The 19,410-nt window shown below is 63.4% G+C and carries 18 protein-coding genes and 1 pseudogene; 14 read left to right on the forward strand and 5 right to left on the reverse strand.

What is annotated here, in order from left to right; genetic code table 11:
- Positions 1-226: 226 nt before the first annotated feature.
- The 5 genes from CJZ82_RS13375 to CJZ82_RS13390 all read left to right on the forward strand — a co-directional run bounded on the left by CJZ82_RS13375 (position 227) and on the right by CJZ82_RS13390 (position 4,401).
- Positions 227-1,648: a flavin monoamine oxidase family protein gene (locus CJZ82_RS13375; protein WP_094556264.1), complete on the forward strand. Its 1,422-nt coding sequence runs from the start codon at positions 227-229 to the stop codon at positions 1,646-1,648.
- A complete protein-coding gene (locus tag CJZ82_RS13380) occupies positions 1,641-2,147 on the forward strand; it encodes an aromatic acid exporter family protein (protein WP_094556265.1) in 507 nt (168 codons plus the stop codon). The genes CJZ82_RS13375 and CJZ82_RS13380 overlap by 8 nt, the downstream gene beginning before the upstream one ends.
- Positions 2,147-3,265 (forward strand): class I SAM-dependent methyltransferase, encoded by a 1,119-nt coding sequence (locus CJZ82_RS13385; protein WP_094556266.1) that lies wholly within the window; start codon positions 2,147-2,149, stop codon positions 3,263-3,265. Before CJZ82_RS13380 ends, CJZ82_RS13385 begins: the two co-directional genes overlap by 1 nt.
- A 79-nt stretch (positions 3,266-3,344) precedes the next feature.
- Positions 3,345-3,551, forward strand: a complete 207-nt coding sequence (locus tag CJZ82_RS17960; protein WP_143593669.1) for a hypothetical protein — start codon at positions 3,345-3,347, stop codon at positions 3,549-3,551.
- A gap of 220 nt (positions 3,552-3,771) precedes the next feature.
- Positions 3,772-4,401, forward strand: coding sequence for a biotin/lipoyl-binding protein (locus tag CJZ82_RS13390; RefSeq protein ID WP_094556267.1), 630 nt, complete (start codon positions 3,772-3,774; stop codon positions 4,399-4,401).
- A gap of 66 nt (positions 4,402-4,467) precedes the next feature.
- On the opposite strand, the gene CJZ82_RS13395 is transcribed toward CJZ82_RS13390, so the two are convergent.
- Entirely contained in the window at positions 4,468-5,559 is a 1,092-nt protein-coding gene (locus CJZ82_RS13395; RefSeq protein ID WP_094556268.1) for an IS630 family transposase, read from the reverse strand.
- A 34-nt stretch (positions 5,560-5,593) separates the two neighbouring features.
- Complete coding sequence (locus CJZ82_RS13400; RefSeq protein WP_094556269.1) at positions 5,594-5,887, reverse strand: hypothetical protein; 294 nt, start codon at positions 5,885-5,887, stop codon at positions 5,594-5,596.
- Between the two features lie 237 nt (positions 5,888-6,124).
- Here CJZ82_RS13400 and CJZ82_RS13405 point away from each other — a divergent pair, with 237 nt between their 5' ends.
- The 5 genes from CJZ82_RS13405 (at position 6,125) to CJZ82_RS13425 (ending at position 11,225) form a co-directional block, all read left to right on the forward strand.
- Positions 6,125-6,634 (forward strand): DUF1993 family protein, encoded by a 510-nt coding sequence (locus CJZ82_RS13405; protein WP_094556270.1) that lies wholly within the window; start codon positions 6,125-6,127, stop codon positions 6,632-6,634.
- A 14-nt stretch (positions 6,635-6,648) separates the two neighbouring features.
- Positions 6,649-7,251 (forward strand): 2-amino-4-hydroxy-6-hydroxymethyldihydropteridine diphosphokinase, encoded by a 603-nt coding sequence (folK, locus tag CJZ82_RS13410; RefSeq protein ID WP_094556271.1) that lies wholly within the window; start codon positions 6,649-6,651, stop codon positions 7,249-7,251.
- A gap of 68 nt (positions 7,252-7,319) precedes the next feature.
- A complete protein-coding gene (locus CJZ82_RS13415; RefSeq protein WP_094556272.1) occupies positions 7,320-7,883 on the forward strand; it encodes an NUDIX domain-containing protein in 564 nt (187 codons plus the stop codon).
- Positions 7,880-9,355 (forward strand): FAD-binding domain-containing protein, encoded by a 1,476-nt coding sequence (locus CJZ82_RS13420; RefSeq protein ID WP_094556273.1) that lies wholly within the window; start codon positions 7,880-7,882, stop codon positions 9,353-9,355. The genes CJZ82_RS13415 and CJZ82_RS13420 overlap by 4 nt, the downstream gene beginning before the upstream one ends.
- A 16-nt stretch (positions 9,356-9,371) precedes the next feature.
- Positions 9,372-11,225, forward strand: coding sequence for an ATP-grasp domain-containing protein (locus CJZ82_RS13425; protein WP_094556274.1), 1,854 nt, complete (start codon positions 9,372-9,374; stop codon positions 11,223-11,225).
- Here CJZ82_RS13425 and CJZ82_RS13430 read toward each other — a convergent pair.
- The 3 genes and pseudogenes from CJZ82_RS13430 to CJZ82_RS13440 form a co-directional block, all read right to left on the reverse strand.
- Positions 11,222-12,463 (reverse strand): DUF3326 domain-containing protein, encoded by a 1,242-nt coding sequence (locus CJZ82_RS13430; protein WP_143593670.1) that lies wholly within the window; start codon positions 12,461-12,463, stop codon positions 11,222-11,224. The genes CJZ82_RS13425 and CJZ82_RS13430 overlap by 4 nt on opposite strands.
- An 87-nt stretch (positions 12,464-12,550) precedes the next feature.
- Positions 12,551-13,336 carry a methyltransferase domain-containing protein gene (locus CJZ82_RS13435; RefSeq protein ID WP_158218576.1) on the reverse strand — a complete coding sequence of 262 codons (786 nt, stop codon included), beginning with the start codon at positions 13,334-13,336 and terminating at the stop codon, positions 12,551-12,553.
- A gap of 206 nt (positions 13,337-13,542) precedes the next feature.
- Positions 13,543-14,296 (reverse strand): annotated as a pseudogene (locus CJZ82_RS13440) (IS5/IS1182 family transposase); the annotation flags it as partial.
- Positions 14,297-14,422: 126 nt separating this feature from the next.
- On the opposite strand from CJZ82_RS13440, the gene CJZ82_RS13445 reads away from it, so the two are divergent.
- The 4 genes from CJZ82_RS13445 (at position 14,423) to CJZ82_RS13465 (ending at position 19,400) form a co-directional block, all read left to right on the forward strand.
- On the forward strand, positions 14,423-14,626 hold the full coding sequence (locus tag CJZ82_RS13445; protein WP_233130250.1) for an integrase core domain-containing protein: 204 nt from the start codon (positions 14,423-14,425) through the stop codon (positions 14,624-14,626).
- A gap of 346 nt (positions 14,627-14,972) precedes the next feature.
- Positions 14,973-15,728, forward strand: a complete 756-nt coding sequence (locus CJZ82_RS17965) for a bifunctional 2-polyprenyl-6-hydroxyphenol methylase/3-demethylubiquinol 3-O-methyltransferase UbiG (protein WP_143593671.1) — start codon at positions 14,973-14,975, stop codon at positions 15,726-15,728.
- Positions 15,729-16,206: 478 nt separating this feature from the next.
- Positions 16,207-18,330, forward strand: coding sequence for a Mur ligase family protein (locus CJZ82_RS13460; protein WP_158218577.1), 2,124 nt, complete (start codon positions 16,207-16,209; stop codon positions 18,328-18,330).
- Positions 18,330-19,400, forward strand: coding sequence for a CapA family protein (locus tag CJZ82_RS13465; RefSeq protein WP_094556280.1), 1,071 nt, complete (start codon positions 18,330-18,332; stop codon positions 19,398-19,400). The genes CJZ82_RS13460 and CJZ82_RS13465 overlap by 1 nt, the downstream gene beginning before the upstream one ends.
- The last annotated feature ends 10 nt before the right edge of the window (positions 19,401-19,410 follow it).

Genomic DNA, 19,410 nt, shown 5'->3' on the forward strand with positions numbered 1-19,410 from the left:
GCGGTTTGCTCTTCGGGGCCTGAAGATACCTCGCCTGAGGATATCTCTCCTGATGAGTCCTTCCCTCCCCGCCGTCGTGCTGATGATCGGCTCACCCCTTTGGGTCCGCCTAGGTGTGTGGTGCCACCAGGTTGTCCCGGCTGACAGAGGGGTGTGAGGCGGAGGTGGACAGCCGTGAGGCTGAAGCGTTGGCGATCCAATCGACGCCCCTTGCGATGCTTGGGGCATGACTGTCGTCTCTGTTGAACCCGTCGATGCCGTGGTGGTGGGCGGTGGCCTCTCCGGTCTGGTGGCGGCCCGCTCCCTGCAGCTGGCGGGGCACTCCGTACGCCTGATCGAGGCAGCCGCCACGGTGGGAGGTCGGATGGCTGGTGAGCGTCTGCAGCGGGAGGGAGGCCGCCAGCCCTGGATCGACCTGGGCGGCCAGTGGGTCGGCCCCAGCCAGACCCGTTTTCTGGACCTCCTGGATCGCCACCGCATCCGCCGCTTCGAGTCCCCCCATTCCGGCGAGACGGTGCTGGTGTTCGGCGGGAGCCGCTGCACCTTCGCCGGCTTTTTCCAGGGCTTCCCCGAGGGCCAGCCCCCCGCCGTTCCCAGCGCCGACTGGGACGACGCCATGGCGGCCCTGGAGCAGTTCCAGGCACTGGTGGCCCAGCTGCCGGAAGGCCACCCCCACCACCATCCCACCGCCGCTGAGCTCGATCGCCGCAGCTTCCAGGACTGGATCGACGCCCACACCCACACACCATTCGCCGCGTGGTACTTCGCCTACTTCTGCCGGGCGGTGGGCTTCCTGGGCCCAGCTGAGCCGGAGCAGGTGTCGCTGCTGCATGTGCTCTGGGGCCAGCGCACCGCCCCCCAGGGTGATCACCCGGAGGAGTTCCTGCTCCACGGCGGTGCGGGCCAGCTGCCGGCCCTGCTTGCCGCCGAGCTGGGGGATGGGGTGCTGCGGCTTGGCGAGCCGGTGCGGGCCATTGAGCAGGCGTTCCCTGAGGCCGAGCGCGATGGCCCGGCCGGGCACCCCGTGCAGATTCACACTGATCTGGCCACTTATTCGTGCCGCGCCGTGATCGTGGCCATGCCGCCGGCGCAGGTGGCCGATCTGCACTTCATGCCGGCGCTGCCCGCCGACCGCCAGCAGCTCAACCAGGGGATGGCAATGGGTGACTGCGCCAAGGTGCTGGTGGCGTACCCAACCCCCTGGTGGCGCCAGCAGGGGCTTTCGGGGATCGCCATCGGTGATCGGCCCACCGTGGAGCTCTGCGCCGATAGCTCCGATCCCGAGAACGGCTGCGGCGTCCTGGCCGCCTTCGTGGTGGGGCACCGCTACCGGCGTTGGTCCGCCCTGGACGCCGCCGGGCGCAGGCAGGCGGTGCTGGCTGATCTGGGCGCCTACCTGGGACCCCAGGCTCTCGAGCCCCTGGCCTATGTGGAGAAGGACTGGCCGTCGGTGCCGTTCGTGGGTGGCGCCTATGCCGGCTGGATGCCCCCGGGGCTGTGGACCCGCTGCGGTGAGGCCATGCGCCGGCCCCACGGCCGGGTGTTCTGGGCCGGCACCGAGGTGGCCGAGCGCTGGCCCGGTTTCTTCGAGGGGGCGGTGCGGAGCGGCGAGGCGACGGCGGCGGCGCTGGTGCAACAGCTTGGCTGAATTCAGATCCCCACAGCTGCGCGAACGCGATCCCCGTGAGCTGGGCTGGCGGCTCTGGAGCCTGCATGCCCTGCGTACAGCTCTTGCGGCTGGTGTCTCGATGGCCTTGGCCAGCGGCCTCGGCCTGTCGGATCCCTACTGGGCACCGATCACCACGATCATCGTCACCCAGTCGACCCTGGTCGATTCCTGGCTGATCTCACGCCGCCGGCTGCTGGGCACGGCCCTGGGTGTGGTGTTCGGTGCCGCTCAGGTGCAGTGGCTGCCCGCGGGGCTGCCGGCTTACGTGGCCGCCATCCTGCTGCTGGGGCTGGTCTGCGGCCTGCTGCGCCTTCACCAGAGCGCCTACCGCTTCGGGGGCATCGCCCTCACCATCGTCAGCCTCGTGCCCCACGCCACACCTGTCTGGGGCCTGGCCTGGTTCCGCTTCGTGGATGTCAGCCTCGGCATCCTGGTGAGTCTGGCGATCACCGTGGTCTGGCCTGAGCGCCTCAGCTGATGGCTGTCCGGCAGTACCGCCATCCGCTGATTCCCAGGGCCAGGGCCCCGGAGCATGAGCAGGCTCTGATGGAGACCTCGAAGACGTTTCGCGCCTCCTTCCAGCAGCTCCTCCAGCGCCGCATCGGCGAGGTCCTCGGCGATGTGGCGCTGCCGGCTTCGGAGCTGCGGCGGCGCTGGCCCGAGCTGCGCCGACAGCTCGATACCTGCCCGCGTATCCAGGCGGCCCATCAGCGGCGCGCCGCCATCCAGGACCAGCTCTGGGCCACGGTCAAGGCAGCGATCGCGGGCGACCGCCAGCGCCTGGAGGCGGTCGCCCACAGCCAGCGCCGGGGACCGGGCAGCCTGCAGCTGACGGCCGATCTGGTCATCCCCTCCCACCAGCTCAAGGCCGACATCCACCGCATGCCGGGGGGCTACCTCAACGCACAGGAGGAAGACGGTGTCGTCACCGGTGCCCTCTACGACCATGGCGTGTTCCTGTACGGCCAGGGCTGGTTCGGTCCCCTCAACGATGCCCCCGGCAGGACCGTGATCGAGCAGGTGCTGGCCTGTGATCACGCTGGCCTGCGGCCGCGGCGGATCCTCGATCTGGGCTGCGGGGCGGGCCACAGCACCCTGCCCTATGCGGCGGCCTTCCCCGAGGCCGAGGTGTGGGGGATCGACCTGGGGGCCTCCCTGCTGCGCTACGCCAGTGCGCGGGCGCGGCTGCTCGATCACGCGGTTCACTTCGTCCAGCAGGATGCCGAACGAACCGGCTTCGGGGATCGCAGCTTCGATCTGATCGTCAGCCACATCCTGCTGCACGAAATCCCGGCTGCCGCCAGACGGCGCCTGTTCGCCGAAGCCCATCGCCTGCTCAGGCCACAGGGCCTGATGGTGCACCTCGACAGCGCCCGCTTCCTTCGCCCCTCGACTCCGGCCGCCCGTTACTTCCGTGACACGGAGGTCTGGGTGAACTCGGAGCCCTATCTGGCGTCCTCCCCGGATCACGCCTTCGCGTCCTATGCCCTCGAGGCCGGCTTCGCCCCGGATCGCTTCCAGGTGCAAGAGCTGCCGGGCCATACCGGGGCCGGCGGCAGCCCCCACTGGCTGGCCTTCTGCGCCAGGAAGTGCTGAGCCCGCCGGAGATCGGACCCGTCTGTGCACAACACTCCAGGCGCCGATACGCTGGCGGACTCCCCACAGCACAGGTGCCATGGCCCCCAGGGTCTCCCCAGCAGCCCGCAGCAGGCGAGTGAGCCGGGAAGACGCCCTGGAGCAGCTCGATCTGGCCACCCTGGCCCAGGCCTACCGCTCCGGTCATTCGGTGTACCTGGGTCGCGGCGACTTCTGGGTCTGGGCTCAGGACGGCATCCCTTCCTGGCTGGTGCCCCGGTTCGATGATCTTGGCTTCCTGCCCTGATGCTCCCGGGTGATCGGCGGCAGAGCGAACACGGCAGCGAGGCCGACGCACCTGGAACCGTGACGGTAGCCTTGTAACCATGTGCTCACTTGTCAGGGCAGTGGCCAGGGCAGTGGCCTCCGTCGACCTGCGTTCCCAGCCCATCGTTGCGCTCAAGCCGGCCTCTGCCGATAGCGGTACGCCGGCCTCCGACAGCCGCTAGCAGGACGGCGTCTCCAGCGTGGAACACGCCAGCCTGCGGCGACATGGGTTTGGCCACGCCAGGTTGCTCGCGATTCCCCTGGCACTGATCGCCACCACCGCCGGCGCAGGCGGCTGGGTGCTCAATCACTGGGGCGTGGTCGAAACCGACGACGCCCAGCTGCAGGGCACCCTCACCCCCATCTCCAGCCGCCTGCCTGGATCCATCGACCACGTGGCGGTGAAGGACAACCAGACCGTGCGCCCCGGCCAGCTGCTGTTCAGTCTCGACGACCGCAACGATCGCGCCTCGGTCCTGGCGGACCAGGCGCTCGTCACCGCCGGCACCGCAGCGGCCGAGGTGCGCCAGGCCACCGTGGCCGTCGCCGCCGCCCGCCTGCGGCTCTCCTGCGACAGGGTCGTGGCGCCCGAGGCGGGCCGGATCGGCGCCAAGCAGGCCGAGCCGGGCATGCAGGTGATGCTGCACGCCCCCTACCCCTCCCAGGGCCAGTGGAACAAGGCCGCCCTTCAGCTTCTCAGTGCAGAGGTCAACCGTCAGGCGTCGCTGCTGGCCTTCGGCGATGTGTTCAGAACCGTGGCGGCGCTGTTTCTGGCGGTGGTGCCCCTGGTGCTGCTGCTCGGCAAGCCAGAGCCGAACGGCCCTGGCTGAGGTCCGCCAGCAGCAGGCTGTGGGCCAGCCCGGCCCGTTCGATCAGACCCTCCAGGCTGTTCTGCACTAGTGTGGTGTCCCGGAGATTTGTGAGCAAAGTCGCTGGAGCTTCTCCAGGATTGAATCCGCCGTGGCCGTCCAGTTGAACGGGGCCTTGGTTTTGTTGTAGGCCGCCACGAACTGCTCGATCTTGGCAATCAGTTCTTTGACGCTCGAGAAGCTGCCACGCCGGATGGCCCGCTGGGTGATGATCCCAAACCAGCGCTCCACCTGATTGAGCCAGGAGGCGTAGGTGGGTGTGTAGTGGACATGGAAGCGGGGCCGCTGCGCCAGCCAGGACCTGACCTTGGCGTGCTTGTGGGTGCAGTAGTTGTCCACGATCAGGTGGACATCAAGGTCCTCGGGGACGGACTTCTCGATCTGGCGCAGGAAGCCCAGGAACTCCTGGTGCCGGTGGCGGGGCTTGCACTGGCTGATCACCTCACCGGTGGCCACGTCCAAGGCGGCGAATAGGGTGGTGGTGCCGTGGCGGATGTAGTCGTGGGTGACGCCTTCCACGTAACCCAGGCCCATGGGCAGCAGCGGCTGAGTCCGATCCAGGGCCTGGATCTGCGTCTTCTCGTCGACGCAGAGCACCATCGCCTTGTCCGGCGGATTCAGGTACAAGCCGACGATGTCGCGGACCTTCTCCACAAAGAACGGGTCGGTGGAGAGCTTGAAGTGCTTCTGCCGGTGCGGCTGCACCGAGAAGGTCTGCAACCAGCGGTGCACCGTGGTCTTGGAGATCCCAGTGGCAGCGGCGAGTGAGCGAGCGCTCCACTGGGTGCTTCCATCAGCTGGCTTGGTTTGGAGTGCCCGGTTGATCACCTCGGCCACCGTGTCGTCCTCGTAGGTGCGAGGCCGGCCGGGGCGCAGCTCATCGTGCAAGCCCTCCAGTCCCAGCTCCCGGTAGCGCTTGCGCCACTTGCCGACCGTCATCCCGGTCAGCCCCATTCGCTTGGCGATGGCCGTGTTGGTTTCGCCAGCACCGCAGGCCAGCACGATCTGGGCGCGCTGCACGATCGAATGAGGTAGCGAGCGAGAGCTGGCGATGCTCTGCAGCTGCTGAACTTCGTCCTCCGTGAGAACCAGCGGTGGAATCGGACGACCGACAGCCATGGAAAGACTCCCTCGGGAGACACTCCATATTCTATCAGTTATTTGCAGGACTGTTCACTAGCCCCTGAAGCATCAGTCCCTGGTTGATCGCCACGAGCGGGCTCGCCAGGCGCTGGCGGAAGCTGTTCATGAACGCCTTGCCTTCCTCCCGCGCCGGGCTGGACTGGGGCCGTTGCAGCTCGGCGAAGAACATTCGCAGCAGCCCGGGATGGTTCTGCAGGAACCCCACATGGGCTAGCAGCAGCCCTTCCACCGCCGCGAGGGGATCGTCATGGGCAGTGCCCACAGCCTCGAACCGCTGGGTCAGTTCCGCGGTGGCCCAGTGCACGGCCTCGGCCCAGAGGGCCTCGCGGCTTGGGAAATGGCGGCGGTGCTGATGTCGTCGGGGGCGACGGTGCAGGCCAGGTCCAGCAGGGCCTGCACCGCATGGGCTCGTCGCTCGGCCGCCGGAGTTGAGGGAGCCCTGGGCAAAAGGACTTGTGAGTGCTCACTCACCTTAGTCATCGCGGCCTGCCGCACCCCTGGACCTAGCGTGATGACCCGCCGAAATGCAGCGGCATTCTCCATGGAACTGACCATGTACGCGGCCTCCGTGCCGCCCCTGCGCCGGACGCTTGCCAACCTGATCGCAGTGCTGGGGAAGGGCCTGGCCCATGCCGAGACCCAGGGGTTCGATCCCTCCGTGCTGGTGACCAGCCGCCTCTATCCAGACATGTTCCCCCTGGCACGGCAGGTTCAGATCGCCTCCGACCTGGCCCGCCGCGGCGTTGCTCGCCTGGCCGGCCTGGAAGCGCCGCCGCTGGCGGACATTGAAACCAGCTTTCCCGATCTGATCGATCGCCTGCAGCGCTCGATCGCCTATCTCGATGGCTTCAGTGCTGATCAGATCGACGGCAGTGAAGACCGGGAGATCACCGTGCCGATCGGCCGCGGCGAGACGATCACCATGGCGGGATGGCCTTTCCTCTCCGTGTTCGTTCTGCCCAACGTGTATTTCCACACCACCACCGCCTACGCGATCCTGCGTCACAGCGGTGTGGTGTTGGGCAAGCGCGATTTTCTCGGCGAGCCGTGAGCTCGCGGCCCTGAATGCCTATCGGTGATCCGCTCATCACCGCCCAGGCCAGTGTGTCCATCGCCCTGGGGGGCAACCTCGGAGACCCCATCGCCACCCTCACGGCTGTGCGCCCCCTGCTGATCCGCGAGCTGCACAGCTGGGCGGCGGGGGCTGCCCCCCAGCTGGTACTGGGGTGGTCGCCCCTGTTCCGCACGGCGCCGGTTGGGGGGCCGCCCGGGCAGCCGCCCTTCGTCAATGGGGTCCTGCTGGTGGCGCGTGCAGCCGGGGGCCGAGAGCCCTGGCCCGATGCGCTGGCCCTGCTGGGGCGTCTGCAGGGTCTGGAGGCGCGCTTCGGCCGTAAGCGTCTCGAGCCCTGGGGTCCCCGCAGCCTGGATCTCGATCTCCTCTGGTGCGGAGAGGCCCGCTGCAGCACACCCCAGCTGGAACTGCCCCATCCGCGCCTGCGCCAGCGCGCCTTCGTGATCGGCCCCCTGGCGGCGATCGAAGCGCAGCTGGTGCTGCCCGGTGGCCACCAGACCGCCGCCGCCCTGCTGGCTGAGCTGCTGAGCCGCCCCGGCGCCGAACCGCCACCGCTGCCCCTGCCCGCCCGGGAGGGCTGGCCCGAGACGGTCTGAACGGCGCGTTCCGAACCGCGGCGGCCGCCGCGGCCGGTCACACTGGTGGGCCTGCCCCAGCCCCATGCATGGCTCCCCTGCCGCCGCCTGAGCCCTCCATCCACCTGGAAACCACGGCGGCTCTCGACGCCCGCAAGCTTCGCTTTGAGCTCAACCGGGTGATGCTGCCGATGGGGGTGGAGGGCACCTACGGGATCATTCGCCATCCCGGCGCTTCTCTGGCGGTGCCGATGCTGGCTGACGGCAGCGTGGTGCTGCTGCGCCAGTACCGGTTCGCGGTGGAGCGGCGCATCCTGGAGTTCCCCGCCGGCACCCTGGAGGACGGCGAGGATCCCCTGGAGTCGATGCAACGGGAGCTGGGGGAGGAGGCGGGCTACAGCGCCAGCCGCTGGGATTCCCTCGGTCTGATGCTGCCCTGCCCCGGCTATTCCGATGAGGTGATCCACCTGTTCCTGGCCAGGGATCTCACCCCCCTCAGCGACCGTCCCGCGGGCGACGACGACGAGGATCTGGACGTGCTGCTCCTGGCGCCCGACGACCTCGATGCGGCCCTGGCCAGCGGTGATGAAGCCCTCGATGGCAAGAGCGTCACCGCCTGGTTCCGGGCCCGCCAGCTGCTGGGTCTCGGATGAGCCCGCCGCGCTGGTTGTTCTGGCACCGCCGCGATCTGCGCCTGGCTGACAACCTGGGACTGGCCGCCGCTGCCCGCGCCACCGCCGCCGTCACCGGTGTGTTCGTCTTCGATCCGGCCGTGCTGGAGGCCCGGGATCATTCACCGGCCGGGCTCTGGTTTCTGAGCGAGAGCCTGCGGGAGCTGCAGCTCAGCTGGCGGAAGGCCGGTTCCCGCTTGCTGCTGCTACGCGGAGATCCGGCTGTGGTCCTGCCGCAGCTGGCTGAGGTCACCGGAGCTGAGGTGGTGGCCTGGAACCGGGATGGGGAGCCCGATGGCCGTGCCCGCGACAACCGCGTCGCCCAAGCCCTGCGCGCCAGCGGCCGCAAGCTGCTCTCCGACTGGGACCAGCTGCTGGTGCCCCCCGAGGCGATCGCCACCGGCGCCGGCGATCCCTACCGGGTCTACGGCCCCTACTTCCGGGCATGGCGGCGTCGGATCGAGCAGGCAGGCCCCGAGGCCTGCGCTCCCGTTCCCGCTCCGGCCGGCCTGATTGATCTCGATCCCGGCTACCTGCCCGACGAGCGCCGCCTGCTCTGGGACCGGCTCGACTGGCTCGAGACTGTGCCCAGCGCCGACGATGGCCTGCCCGGTGCGCCTTTCGAGGGGGCGGATCTCTGCCCCTGCCGCCCCGGTGAGGCCGCCGCCATCTCCCAGCTGGCCGCCTTTGCGGATGGGCCTCTGCTCCGTTACGAACCGGGCCGCAACCTGCCGGCGGAACCGGGCACCTCGGGGTTGAGCGCCGCACTCAGGTTCGGCACCCTCAGCCCCCGCCAGGCCTGGGCCGCCGCCCAGGAGCAACGCCCCCGTGCGCGCAGCGAGGAGGAACTCCAGGCGATCACGGTCTGGGAGCAGGAACTGGCCTGGCGCGAGTTCTACCAGCAGGCCCTGTTCCATTTCCCCGAACTGGCCGAGGGCCCCTACCGCCCCCAGTGGCGCCGCTTCCCCTGGGAGAACGACGAGGCTCGTTTCGCGGCCTGGTGCGATGGCCTCACCGGCGTGCCCATCGTGGATGCCGCCATGCGCCAGCTCAATGAATCCGGCTGGATGCACAACCGCTGCCGCATGGTCGTCGCCTCCTTCCTGGTGAAGGATCTGATCGTGGATTGGCGCTGGGGTGAGCGTCAGTTCATGCGCCTGCTGGTGGATGGGGATCTGGCGGCCAACAACGGTGGCTGGCAGTGGAGTGCCAGCAGCGGCATGGACCCCAAGCCGCTGCGCATCTTCAACCCCTACACCCAGGCAGCCCGCTTTGATCCCGACGGCGTTTACATCCGCACATGGCTGCCAGAGCTCCGCAATGTGAATACCCGCGACCTGCTCAGCGGTGAGATGGCGCCGATCGAGCGGCGCGGCTACCCGGCACCTCTGATCAGCCACAAAACTCAGCAGGCACAATTTAAGGCTCTATACGCGGGCTTGCCGCGCGTCTAGACACTCCCATCAGACCATGGTCCGTGCGACACAGGCCTCACTAGCAACCCCACAACTCGGCTCGCCCCAGGTGTTTGAGCTTTGGGGCGACAGTCCGATCTTTCCCGGCCCGGCCTGGCGGCTGGCCTGGCTCCTGGAGGAACCGGATCAGCGAATGGTCAACGAGGCCCTCGCCAGTGGCCGCCTCTGGAACACCCTGCGGGCTGGTTTTCCAGGCCTGGCAGACCTGCCAGACCCTTGGCAGCTAGCCGATCGGCTTGGCGATCAGCCTGCGAGCCTGTCCTTGAGGGCGATCGCGGCCCTGGCGGAGGCGTTGCTGCAGCCCGCCCCGCTGGAGATCTGTGCGCCATTCATGCCGGTGAAGCTGCAACCGGCCTGTCTCGTGCTGCGCTGCGACCAGCATGAGCTGGCGGGCAGCACACTGAACTTGGCGGCCACGCTCACCTGGGCGGCCCACCTGGCAGGGATCGGGGCGAAGGTCAACCTGCCAGCGCTCCAACAGACCCTGACTGACCTGATGCACAAGGTGCGGATTTGTTGTGACCATCCGCTTACCGCTGCACAGCTGGCAGAAGCACGCCGCAGGGGCATTCCGGCGTTTCTGCTCGACCCTGGGCAACGTCTCTACCAACTCGGCACTGGCTGCTACAGCCGCTGGATCAGCTCCACCAGCAACGACCACGACAGCTCCTTTGGGGTGGCGATTGCCCGCGACAAGTGCAAAACCCACGACCTGCTGCGCCAGCTTGGCCTGCCGGTGCCAACAGAGATATGCATGCCTAGCGATGTGAGTGATGTGCAGCTGCTGGTAGCGTTGGATCGACTTGGCTATCCTTGTGTCCTCAAGCCAAGGGATGGCGAACAGGGTCGTGGAGTAACGGCAAATATCTCTAATGAGGAAGAATTGCTGGCGGCCTTGAGGACAGCCAGGGGCCACGCCAGAAATCATTTGCTACTCCAGAAACACATCAAGGGCGAAGACTATAGGCTGAATGTATGCAATGGAAAACTTGTTTTCGCCGTCAGGCGCCGCCCACCAGCAATCACTGGCAATGGCCGAGATAACGTACTTGAACTTATCGAACAGGCGAACATTCTGCGACGCAAGCTCCGCCAGCATGGGGCGATCGCAGCCGATATCAATCTCGAAGACTCGGAAGTGCTCAGCTACATTGCCAGGGCTGGACTTCAGGTCAGCAGCGTACCTATCGCAGGCCAGCACATACAGCTGCGTGGTAACGCCAATGTGAGCACAGGCGGACTGCGAGAGGAACTCGATCTCACCGCGATCCACCCGATGATTCACCAGCAATGTGTTGCGATAGCTCGCAGCATGCGCCTTGAAAACTGCGGGATCGACTACATCAGCACCAATATCGGCCTGGCACCAGAGGACTGCGGCGGCTCCTACATCGAGGTGAACTCCATGCCGCAGAATGCCACCATGCGAACCAACCTTCTGATCGATAATCTATTCCCTGATCAACAGCCACACTCCATATCAGTAACCATTGTCATTGGCGACTGGAACCAGATGCCAACTGTTGAGTTCGAGCGGTTAATGGCAATGATCCTCCAGGTGCATCCCGGAGGGACAATCGGAATTCCATCAGAACTACGCCACCAGATATGGCCGTTGCTGACAAGTGCCCTTCGTGAAAGAGTGCATGTCTACAGTCATCCGCGTGAAATGCTGCTCAACTACGCCACCAGTCATGCCATCTACCTGACAAATACAGTGCTGGCTCTGCACAGAGGCCTTCCGTTGTCATCAGCTGCGGAGGTGATCTGCAAGACACCACTTGACACTCTGCAGCCTGCAGCAGCTTGGGAGATGTTCATCAGACGCTGCAATGCAGCCCACAACTAAGTGGCTGCAGTATCCATGAATTCGGCTGGCACAATGGGGCGTCGCAAGCTCTCAAGTGAAAGGCCATTCTTCAAAGCCAGGACAACACCTGCAGCCTCAAGATAATTGGCAACCTCGATCGCGTTTTTCAGACCGAGTTTTTCCCGTGTCATCCCAAGAATGGTGTGGTTGGAATGAACTGCTATCAAGGGTATGCCGTGAAACTCCGCTGCCAGCGCTGGTAGCCCACCAAGAGCAGTGGCTGGAACCACAATGGCACCTACTGAGTTGACTGTGATGCATTCAACTGGGGGACGATCAAGGTCTTCAATCGGGACTAAGCGAGGCGCCCTTGCCAACCCCTTGAGAACCGAGAAATAATGCGGAGTGGATATAAATTCAGCAGAAGCACGGGGATTGCTGGTAGAACGAATTTTCATACCTTGATAGTATGGCAATGGGGAGTGTGCGCAGGGAACGTTGAATACCTTGGAAATCAAGTGAGTAAGAATCGCTTCAACTACTCCCGAGGGATTGGGAATTTCACCGCGCATATGGCGTTCGCACATCTCTTGAGTGACGCCATGAATCACAGACACGCCTCCCACCGCGTCGCATCCTGCATCCAGCAAACGGGCCACACCATCAAGGACGGCCTCCGTCGCCTCAAGGATTCCGCTTGCTGAACCACTGGCAGCCCACTCAATGCGTGCCCCGACAGGCGCGTCAAGCATCACCAGGTGATCACAGGTGATGCCAGCAACAGCCCTGGCCGCATTCACCGCATGCACTACTTCGTCGCAGTGATCCCGGCCTGTTGGGTCGACAAAGGTGCCGATGCGATTGCCTGGCGAAAGCCGCAACCCAAGGCGGCCGAGCAGAAATCGATCAATGGAGTGCCCCTCCACATAAAGAACGTTGGGGGCTAGCTCATTGATATCGGAGGCGTTGACGGCATTGGGATGTGTGACAACAAAATCGGCTGCTCGGGCGAGAAGATTGGTTGCGGGCGTCGCATCGCCGGCATAGCCACCAAAGTCGCAGCGGATACCTGTTGGAACAATTTGAGCCACCGCAAAGGGTGTGGCCTGATAGCGCTTGTGAAGTGGATTTTCGAGATCAGCGCTGACAAGCCTGGAGGCAAAGCGATGATCGGCTGAGAAGCGCACCAGGGTCGCCTCAACACGCACCGTATCACCATCCGAATCTATAATCGAAAAGCGGATCGGAGAGGCCCCCTCCCCGATCAGCCGCCGCATGCCAGCCACGAGATCGTGGAGGCGAGCTGGTCCAGCTACGGCTTCCAGATCCAACGTCAGATTCTCAATGCGCACTGCAGTGATTGATTATTGAGGTTTTCGACCTCGAGCATAAATGAGTGACCAGGGCATGCGGGCAATACCCTGTTCAAGTTGAATTGTGAAGTAGCGTGGCAAAGCTGCCTCCACGTCGCTTAGTTCAGCCTTTTCCATTCGGAACAACGTCTTGCAAAACCACACAAGATCGGCATGGCTCGGCAAGTCCCACGTGTAGTGGTGCTCCTGCTCAACAATATCAACAAAGCCGGCATTGCTCAGTAACAGTGATAGCTCACCAGGCTCTAAAAAAATACCCTCATGGCCGAGATCGGACCAGCGATTCACTTCAACATTGAGAAACTGCGCCGGTGCTGAGCCATGCAGAACATCACCAACGGCAATCAATCCATTGGGCCGTAAAGCGCGAAAGGCCTCCCTGAAAAACTGCTGCTTGTCTTCCTGATGATGCAGTCCTGCTAGGCAAGCCATGCGATCCATTGAGCTCGTTGGGAGCGCCAGTCGAGACAGAGAGCAGTAAATGCGGTGATAATGCGCGGGAATGCTATCGGAGAAGTGCGAGGAGTTTTCAATGCAATAAATGTTGCATTCACTGCCAAGCTGGTCGAGAATGCCGTCTGCCAGGTAGCCCCCTCCCGCAGCGACATCACAGACATCCTGGCCCTGCTGTGCATTAAGTAGATCGAGTATTAGGCGTCTTTCGGTTGCTCTAGTTTCTGGAAAGCTCCGCATCGCCTGGTTGTATTGGCGTATCCGCTTGACACTGTAGACTGCCGCTCGCTGATCGAACGCATCATCGAAGACGTGTTGTTTCATACAGTTCGAGAAACAGTCGCTCTGCAATGCTATGAGCTTGCGGAAAACGACTAAGCAGCTGCATTTTCCCATCTCCGAGCTGATTTCTCTGTGATTTCGTCAGCTGGGGACATTTCGAGCGCTCAGGCAACCCGATTTCGCTGCACTTGGGCTGTTTTGGCGGCCCGACTGCCGCCGTTTGAGCACACCTTTGGGCAACTGGCGGCTCATGCCCTTGCCATGGTGGGCCTGAGCAAGTCGTCCAGTCGGATCAGGTTGTAGGCGATCACGTGCAGCCCGTAGCCGAAGGCTTCTCCGAAAGGAGTACACGGCGCTCACGTTTTCCTGGCCGCGCAGTTTTAACTGGCGCAGCCCGCCGAACGCCTTGATCTAGCCAAATACCTTCTCGATGCCGCGGCGGGCATCGCTGACCCACCGCTGCGGGCGTTGTTCTGCGCCACGTGGGGCGTCACGCCCAGCCGCCGCATCTCGGCCACGAACCCTTTCGTGTCGTAGTTCTTGTCGGCGCCAATGGTCTTCTGGTGAGCACCGGCACTATCTGCTGCCATCTCCTGGGCGGGCATCCCGCTCACCGGTGCCCGTGGCCTTGGTGACGCTGCAATCGACGATCAGGTCGCGGCGGATCTCCATGAGCAAATGGCCGTCGCACCGATAGGTGCGCTCGCTGGAGCCGTAGCTCAGCTGCGCTGGATGGGCTTTGGATTTCCGCTCCAGCAGGGCGTCGGGATCCATGCTTGAGCGGTGGGTCTCGTTGCTGAGCTAGATGACGCGAAAGTCACCCTTGGCCCGCTTCTTTCCCTCCTTGGGTGCACCGAATCCCTCACCAGGACCTGTGGGCGGAGGCGGAGGATCCTCCTGACCATCGATCCGCTTCAAGGAGGCGTATGATGCCCAGGCTTGCAGCAGCGTGCCGTCCACGGAGAAGTGGTCATCGCTGAGCAGCGGTTTGACCTCGGGGCTGTGGGTGCGGCGTTTGCTCAACTCCTTCGCAGAATACTTCGCCAACGGTGGGAGCCCCATTCAGGGACAATGCCCCGCCTCAGAGGTTAACGATGGGCCCTGTCCAGAAAAGCCAGACAATCTCAAATGTCTCAGACCAACGCCAAGGCGGAACGCTTCATCAAGACACTCCTGGCGGAGTGGGCTTATGTCATCGACTACCAGACATCAGAGGAATGCAACCGCTGGCTAACCCGCTATCTGGGGATCTATAACGGCCACAAGCGCCACATGGCTCTCGATGGCCTCAGCCCTCAGAAGTGCCTCCAGCACCTGCTGATCGCTGAATAACCTGATGAGAAAACACACCTAGTACCGCAGCGAGCAGCAGGTACCAGGGCCGAATACGCACCCCGCGGTGCATGCGAACGTCCGGGATGCGGCGTTGAAAGCTGGTTAGGTCAAGATCAGTGGCGGCAGAAGCGGTTTCAGGCACTGGGAGGAGGCGATCCCACCGACCTCAACCCATGGTGACAGCCATGGCCAGAGAGCCTGTGAGGACTTTAGATCAGCCCTGAGCTTAGGGTCCTCCGGTGACGCGAAAACTGGGCCAACTCAGGTCCCACTCCAGGAGCAAAGGCCATTCATTCATTGACTTGCCTTTGCTATATAATAATTATAAAAGCTGTCAATGCAGATGCATCTCGCCGACTCTTCCAGCACTCTCGAGTATGGCGATATATTCCTTGAGCGTGGCCGTCAGTATCATTCTGCCATGGCTCGATTCCCAAGGGCTAGAGATCGGGAATTCAGTCAGCTGTTTTCCCGCTTTCCGCTTGGTGAGGGTGAAAACATTGTTGATGTTCCATCGGGGGGTGGATACCTGAGTGATTTTCTTGCTCGCGAGAAAGGTCACAAGTCTATCCGCGTCACGGAGCTTGAGTTTTCCCCCGGATTCAGCGGTCAAAGCCAGGTTGTTGAGCCATATGGGGCATGGCCACTGCGGCTAGAGAGCGCAGACCGGATTATTTCATTGGCCTCGTCTCACCACATCGCCGATCTCGATCGATTGCTGAACAACTTTGGGGTTTATGTCAGGCCTGGTGGACTTGTCCACATTGCTGATGTTAGCCCCGATGGCGGAATTGCCAGTTTCCTTGATGTGTTTGTCGATCGGCATACAACTACTGGCCATCGCGGCATCTACCGCCAATTTGAAAGACTGGAATGGCCGGACTGGCTTGATGTTATCCGCATTGAGACTCGGTCATGCCCGTGGCGCTTTGACTCCAGCGAGCAACTTGTGGCCTTCTGCCACGGTCTGTTTGGCCTCGGCAAGGATGCCTGGCCACATTTGGAGTCTACGCTGGAGGAGCTTGTCGGAATCCGCAGTGCGAATGGGGGAGTTGAGCTAGACTGGGAATTGTCGTATATGGATGCCATGAAGGTCTAGCGATCCACGGCGCACCCTGTATCTGCCAGGTTTATGCGATATGAAAATCTCCGGGCTTCGGTTCCTGCGTAGCGGCAACCTGATCGCTTCCTGCAGCGGAGCGCTTCTCATTCTGGAGGAGCTAGATTGCGATGAGCAGTTAGATGGTCAGCAGCTTGCCGCGTGGCTGGCATGCCTCCCTACGACCCTCAGGATCTCGCTGGCAAAGCGGCAGGTGCCGCTGTCAGAGCTTGTACCGCTGTTGCTCTCGGCGCTCACTGAGCATGGCCGGCTAGAACCGGGCACTGCACAGGTTCTGCACCAAAGCGACAGATCTCTGAAACTGTGGCTACCGGTGGATGATCGAGTTTCCGCCGAGGCAGCGGTTGCACTCATACTTCACATCCTTGATGCCGTTCGGCAGGGGGCAGCACCGAGTGCAACGACCAACCGACTCTGGACAGCACTGCGTTCAAGCTACTGGAACCAGACACACGCCATGTTGGCCCGTGCCGCCAATGACATCGGCGTTCCCTTCTATCGGCTGAATTGCGGCGGACAACAGTTCCTTCAGCTTGGTCAGGGCTGCCATCTGCGGCTGTGCCGGGAGACCCTCACCGATCACACCCCGCTCTTTGCCCAGTGGGCTAACCACAAGGAAGGCCTGCACGCTCTCCTGCAGCACCGTGGGATTCCCTTGCCCTCCCAGGTGGGTGTTGACTCCCTGGAGCAGGCCCTGGCTGCCGCGGAACAAGTCGGTTGGCCTGTGGTGCTCAAACCAGCCGACGGTGGCAAGGGTCGTGGGGTGTGGGTGGGTCTGGATCACCCGGATGCACTGCGTCAGGCTTGGGAGGCGCAACACAGGCAGGGTGGAGCACGTCAGCTGGTTCAGCACTGTCTGCAGGGAGCTGACCATCGCCTGCTGGTGGTGGAGGGCCACTTGCTGGAGGTGGCCCAACGCCAGCCGGCCAGCCTGGTCAGTGATGGACAACGACCACTGCGCGAGCAGATCGTGCGACTGAATGCAGAACCCGATCGAGGTGTCGCCTACGAACGGCTGCGCAACCGCATTCCCTTTGATCCACGGCTTGATCAGTTGTTGGCGGATCAGGGTTTCTCGTTGGACGGGGTGCCGCCGGCTGGCACCGCTGTGCAGCTCTCCCGCACCGCCAACATTTCGCAGGGCGGTACAGCAATCGACTGCAGCCAGGAGGTGCATCCTGATAACCGCCGCCTCGCTGAGGACATTGCTCAACTGATCGGAGCCGATGTGGTTGGCCTGGACATGATCAGCCGCGACATCTCCGTGAGCTGGCGCGAAGGCGGCACCTGGCTACTCGAGGCCAACCTCTCCCCTGGCCTGCGGCCTCACCTTGTGGCGAACCCCAGCAGCGATCTCTGTCATCGGATTGTCCGTTGTTGGATGGGTGATGCCCCACGGGGCGGTCGCGTCCCCACGGCGCTGATCACCGGCAGCATCGGCAAGACCACCACCACCCGCATGCTCGCCCACCTGCTCCAAAGAACAGGTTTGCGAGTAGGGCTTACCTCAACGACGGGTATGGAGCTGGACGGGGTCGTCATCGCCCAGGGCGATCTTGCTGGCGGTGGACCTGCATTGCATCTGTTGCAAGACCGACGGGTGGAGGCGCTGGTAGCAGAAGTTGCCCGGGGCGCAATCCTGAAAGCTGGCCTGGGGATCGCTCCGGGCGACGTGGCTGCCGTCCTGAACGTGCTTGACAACCATGTTGGTAACGACGGCATCCGCTCCCGCCAAGATCTGGCAAGAATCAAGGCGGTGGTCGCGCAGGTAGCCGAAACACTGCTAGTGCTGAATGCCGATGATCCTTTGGTTCTGGCCATGGCTGGGACCCGGCATCCAGACTCAGTGGCATTTGTGAGTGAGGAGCCTTGCTGCGCCGCCTGGCATGCGCATCGCCGGGCAGGACACTCTGCTATCTGCTACAGCAGAGGACGCGACGGCACGATTCAGCTGTACCAAGCTGGAGAGCTACTGATTTCTATCGCCCTGCGCGAGATTCCTGCCGCCGACGATGGCGTCATCGGCACCATCGCCGTAGCCGCCGCTTTCTCCGCTGCCCTGGCCCATGGAATGGGACTGGATGCCAATGCCATTGTTGAAGGTCTTCGCGCTTACGGGCTGCAGCGCAACCACCGCCGGGGCAGGTTTGAGATCCTGAAGCGAGAACCCTGGCAACTTGTGCTCGCCTGGGCTGATGGGCCCGAGGCGATGGCATCGCTCTCCAGCTATGTTCAGGCCGCCACGGAATCAGCGCCACGTCGGCGGGTGTTGCTTTGCTCGGCACCGGACAACCGTCCTGACGCCTTCCTGAGGCAGGTTGGTCAGGCCACCTGGGGTTTTGACCTGGTCATTGTTGCCAGCTGGGACAAACGGAAGGGCCGCCCAGCTGGGGAGGTGTCAGCACTGTTGGCGGAGGGAGTTCGCAGCCTGGGCCCAGGGGGGCCAAAGGTGCTTCGGGTTGGCACCGAATCCGATGCCGTGGGCGTACTTGCTGAGCAGATTCGTCCTGGTGATCTTTGTGTGGTGTGTAGCTATGAAAGTGAGCTGATGCGGCAGCAGCTGCTCACGGCTCTAGGCTGATGGCTGGTTTCCCTCCACGAGTCCCCGGGCTTGTGCGACTGCTTGTCGGCGGCGATCTGATGTTGGGGAGAGGTATCGATTCCATTCGACCGATCCATAACAATCCCGATTTCGGCAAACAGGATGCCCGCCAGCCGAGTGTCACCGTGGCTTGGGCTGAGGCGGGCGGCCACCGGGTTCCCCGCAACGCCACAGCTCACGCCCTCTGGGGCGAGGCTTTGGAGCCGCTGCTGGACAGCCAGCCAGATCTGACCTTGTTCAACCTGGAGACGGCGGTGACCAGTCGCGACTGCTGGGTAGCCAAGACATACAACTTCCGCATGCACCCAGCCGGTCTGGATGTGCTGGAGGCAGCGGGTATCAGCTGCGTGTCGCTGGCCAACAATCATGTGCTTGATTTTGGCCTGCCTGGCTTGCTTGACACCATCCAGGCCCTTGAGAGTCAGGGTATCAGTGTTGCTGGAGCCGGGCTAAACGCCAGGGCTGCCGCTGCACCAGCCCCGCTGCTGATGCCTGGTGGTCAGAGGGTCCTTCTGTTTGGCATGGCCTGCTGCAACGCCGGGTGTCGTGCTTGGGAGGCGGCCCTGTCCTATCGGCCTGGTATCGCCTTACTTCCGAATCTGGAGCTCGCCACTGCCAACGCGGTGTGTCGACTGATCCAGCACTACCGACAACCCGACGACCTAGTGGTGATATCGATTCACTGGGGCGGCAATTGGCCTGAGCAGGTGCCCGACCTGATGCGGGCATTCGCCCATCATCTCGTACAGCAGGCTGGTGTGCACTTAGTGCACGGCCATTCCTCCCATTGGCCTATGGAGGTGGAGCAGATTGGCGATGCGTTAGTGCTCTATGGATGCGGCGATGTGCTCAACGATTACGAAGGTAGGCCAGATCAAGTGAGCCTCCGCGGAGACCTGGGCGCTCTCTATGCAATCGATTTCCAGGAGGCGAATCTCAGGCTTGCCGGCTGGCATAAGTTTATTGTACGCCGCCAGGCCTTTTGTCTGAAACTGGTTGATTTAGCTGATCAGCAATTGGTGGATTCCCGGCTCCGCATCAATCTCTGAAAGACCCCGC

It is taken from the genome of Synechococcus sp. 1G10 (assembly GCF_002252625.1).
In the GTDB taxonomy this organism is placed as follows: Bacteria; Cyanobacteriota; Cyanobacteriia; order PCC-6307; family Cyanobiaceae; genus Regnicoccus_A.

Bases quoted from the DNA above. Each gene is read 5' to 3' on its own strand.
- CJZ82_RS13375 (WP_094556264.1), top strand. From the start codon at position 227: ATGACTGTCGTCTCTGTTGAACCCGTCGATGCCGTGGTGGTGGGCGGT.
- CJZ82_RS13385 (WP_094556266.1), top strand. From the start codon at position 2,147: ATGGCTGTCCGGCAGTACCGCCATCCGCTGATTCCCAGGGCCAGGGCC.
- CJZ82_RS17960 (WP_143593669.1), top strand. From the start codon at position 3,345: ATGGCCCCCAGGGTCTCCCCAGCAGCCCGCAGCAGGCGAGTGAGCCGG.
- CJZ82_RS13395 (WP_094556268.1), bottom strand. From the start codon at position 5,559: ATGGCTGTCGGTCGTCCGATTCCACCGCTGGTTCTCACGGAGGACGAA.
- CJZ82_RS13405 (WP_094556270.1), top strand. From the start codon at position 6,125: ATGGAACTGACCATGTACGCGGCCTCCGTGCCGCCCCTGCGCCGGACG.
- folK (WP_094556271.1), top strand. From the start codon at position 6,649: ATGCCTATCGGTGATCCGCTCATCACCGCCCAGGCCAGTGTGTCCATC.
- CJZ82_RS13415 (WP_094556272.1), top strand. From the start codon at position 7,320: ATGGCTCCCCTGCCGCCGCCTGAGCCCTCCATCCACCTGGAAACCACG.
- CJZ82_RS13420 (WP_094556273.1), top strand. From the start codon at position 7,880: ATGAGCCCGCCGCGCTGGTTGTTCTGGCACCGCCGCGATCTGCGCCTG.
- CJZ82_RS13425 (WP_094556274.1), top strand. From the start codon at position 9,372: ATGGTCCGTGCGACACAGGCCTCACTAGCAACCCCACAACTCGGCTCG.
- CJZ82_RS13430 (WP_143593670.1), bottom strand. From the start codon at position 12,463: ATGCGGCGGCTGATCGGGGAGGGGGCCTCTCCGATCCGCTTTTCGATT.
- CJZ82_RS13435 (WP_158218576.1), bottom strand. From the start codon at position 13,336: ATGAAACAACACGTCTTCGATGATGCGTTCGATCAGCGAGCGGCAGTC.
- CJZ82_RS13445 (WP_233130250.1), top strand. From the start codon at position 14,423: ATGTCTCAGACCAACGCCAAGGCGGAACGCTTCATCAAGACACTCCTG.
- CJZ82_RS17965 (WP_143593671.1), top strand. From the start codon at position 14,973: ATGCATCTCGCCGACTCTTCCAGCACTCTCGAGTATGGCGATATATTC.
- CJZ82_RS13460 (WP_158218577.1), top strand. From the start codon at position 16,207: ATGTTGGCCCGTGCCGCCAATGACATCGGCGTTCCCTTCTATCGGCTG.
- CJZ82_RS13465 (WP_094556280.1), top strand. From the start codon at position 18,330: ATGGCTGGTTTCCCTCCACGAGTCCCCGGGCTTGTGCGACTGCTTGTC.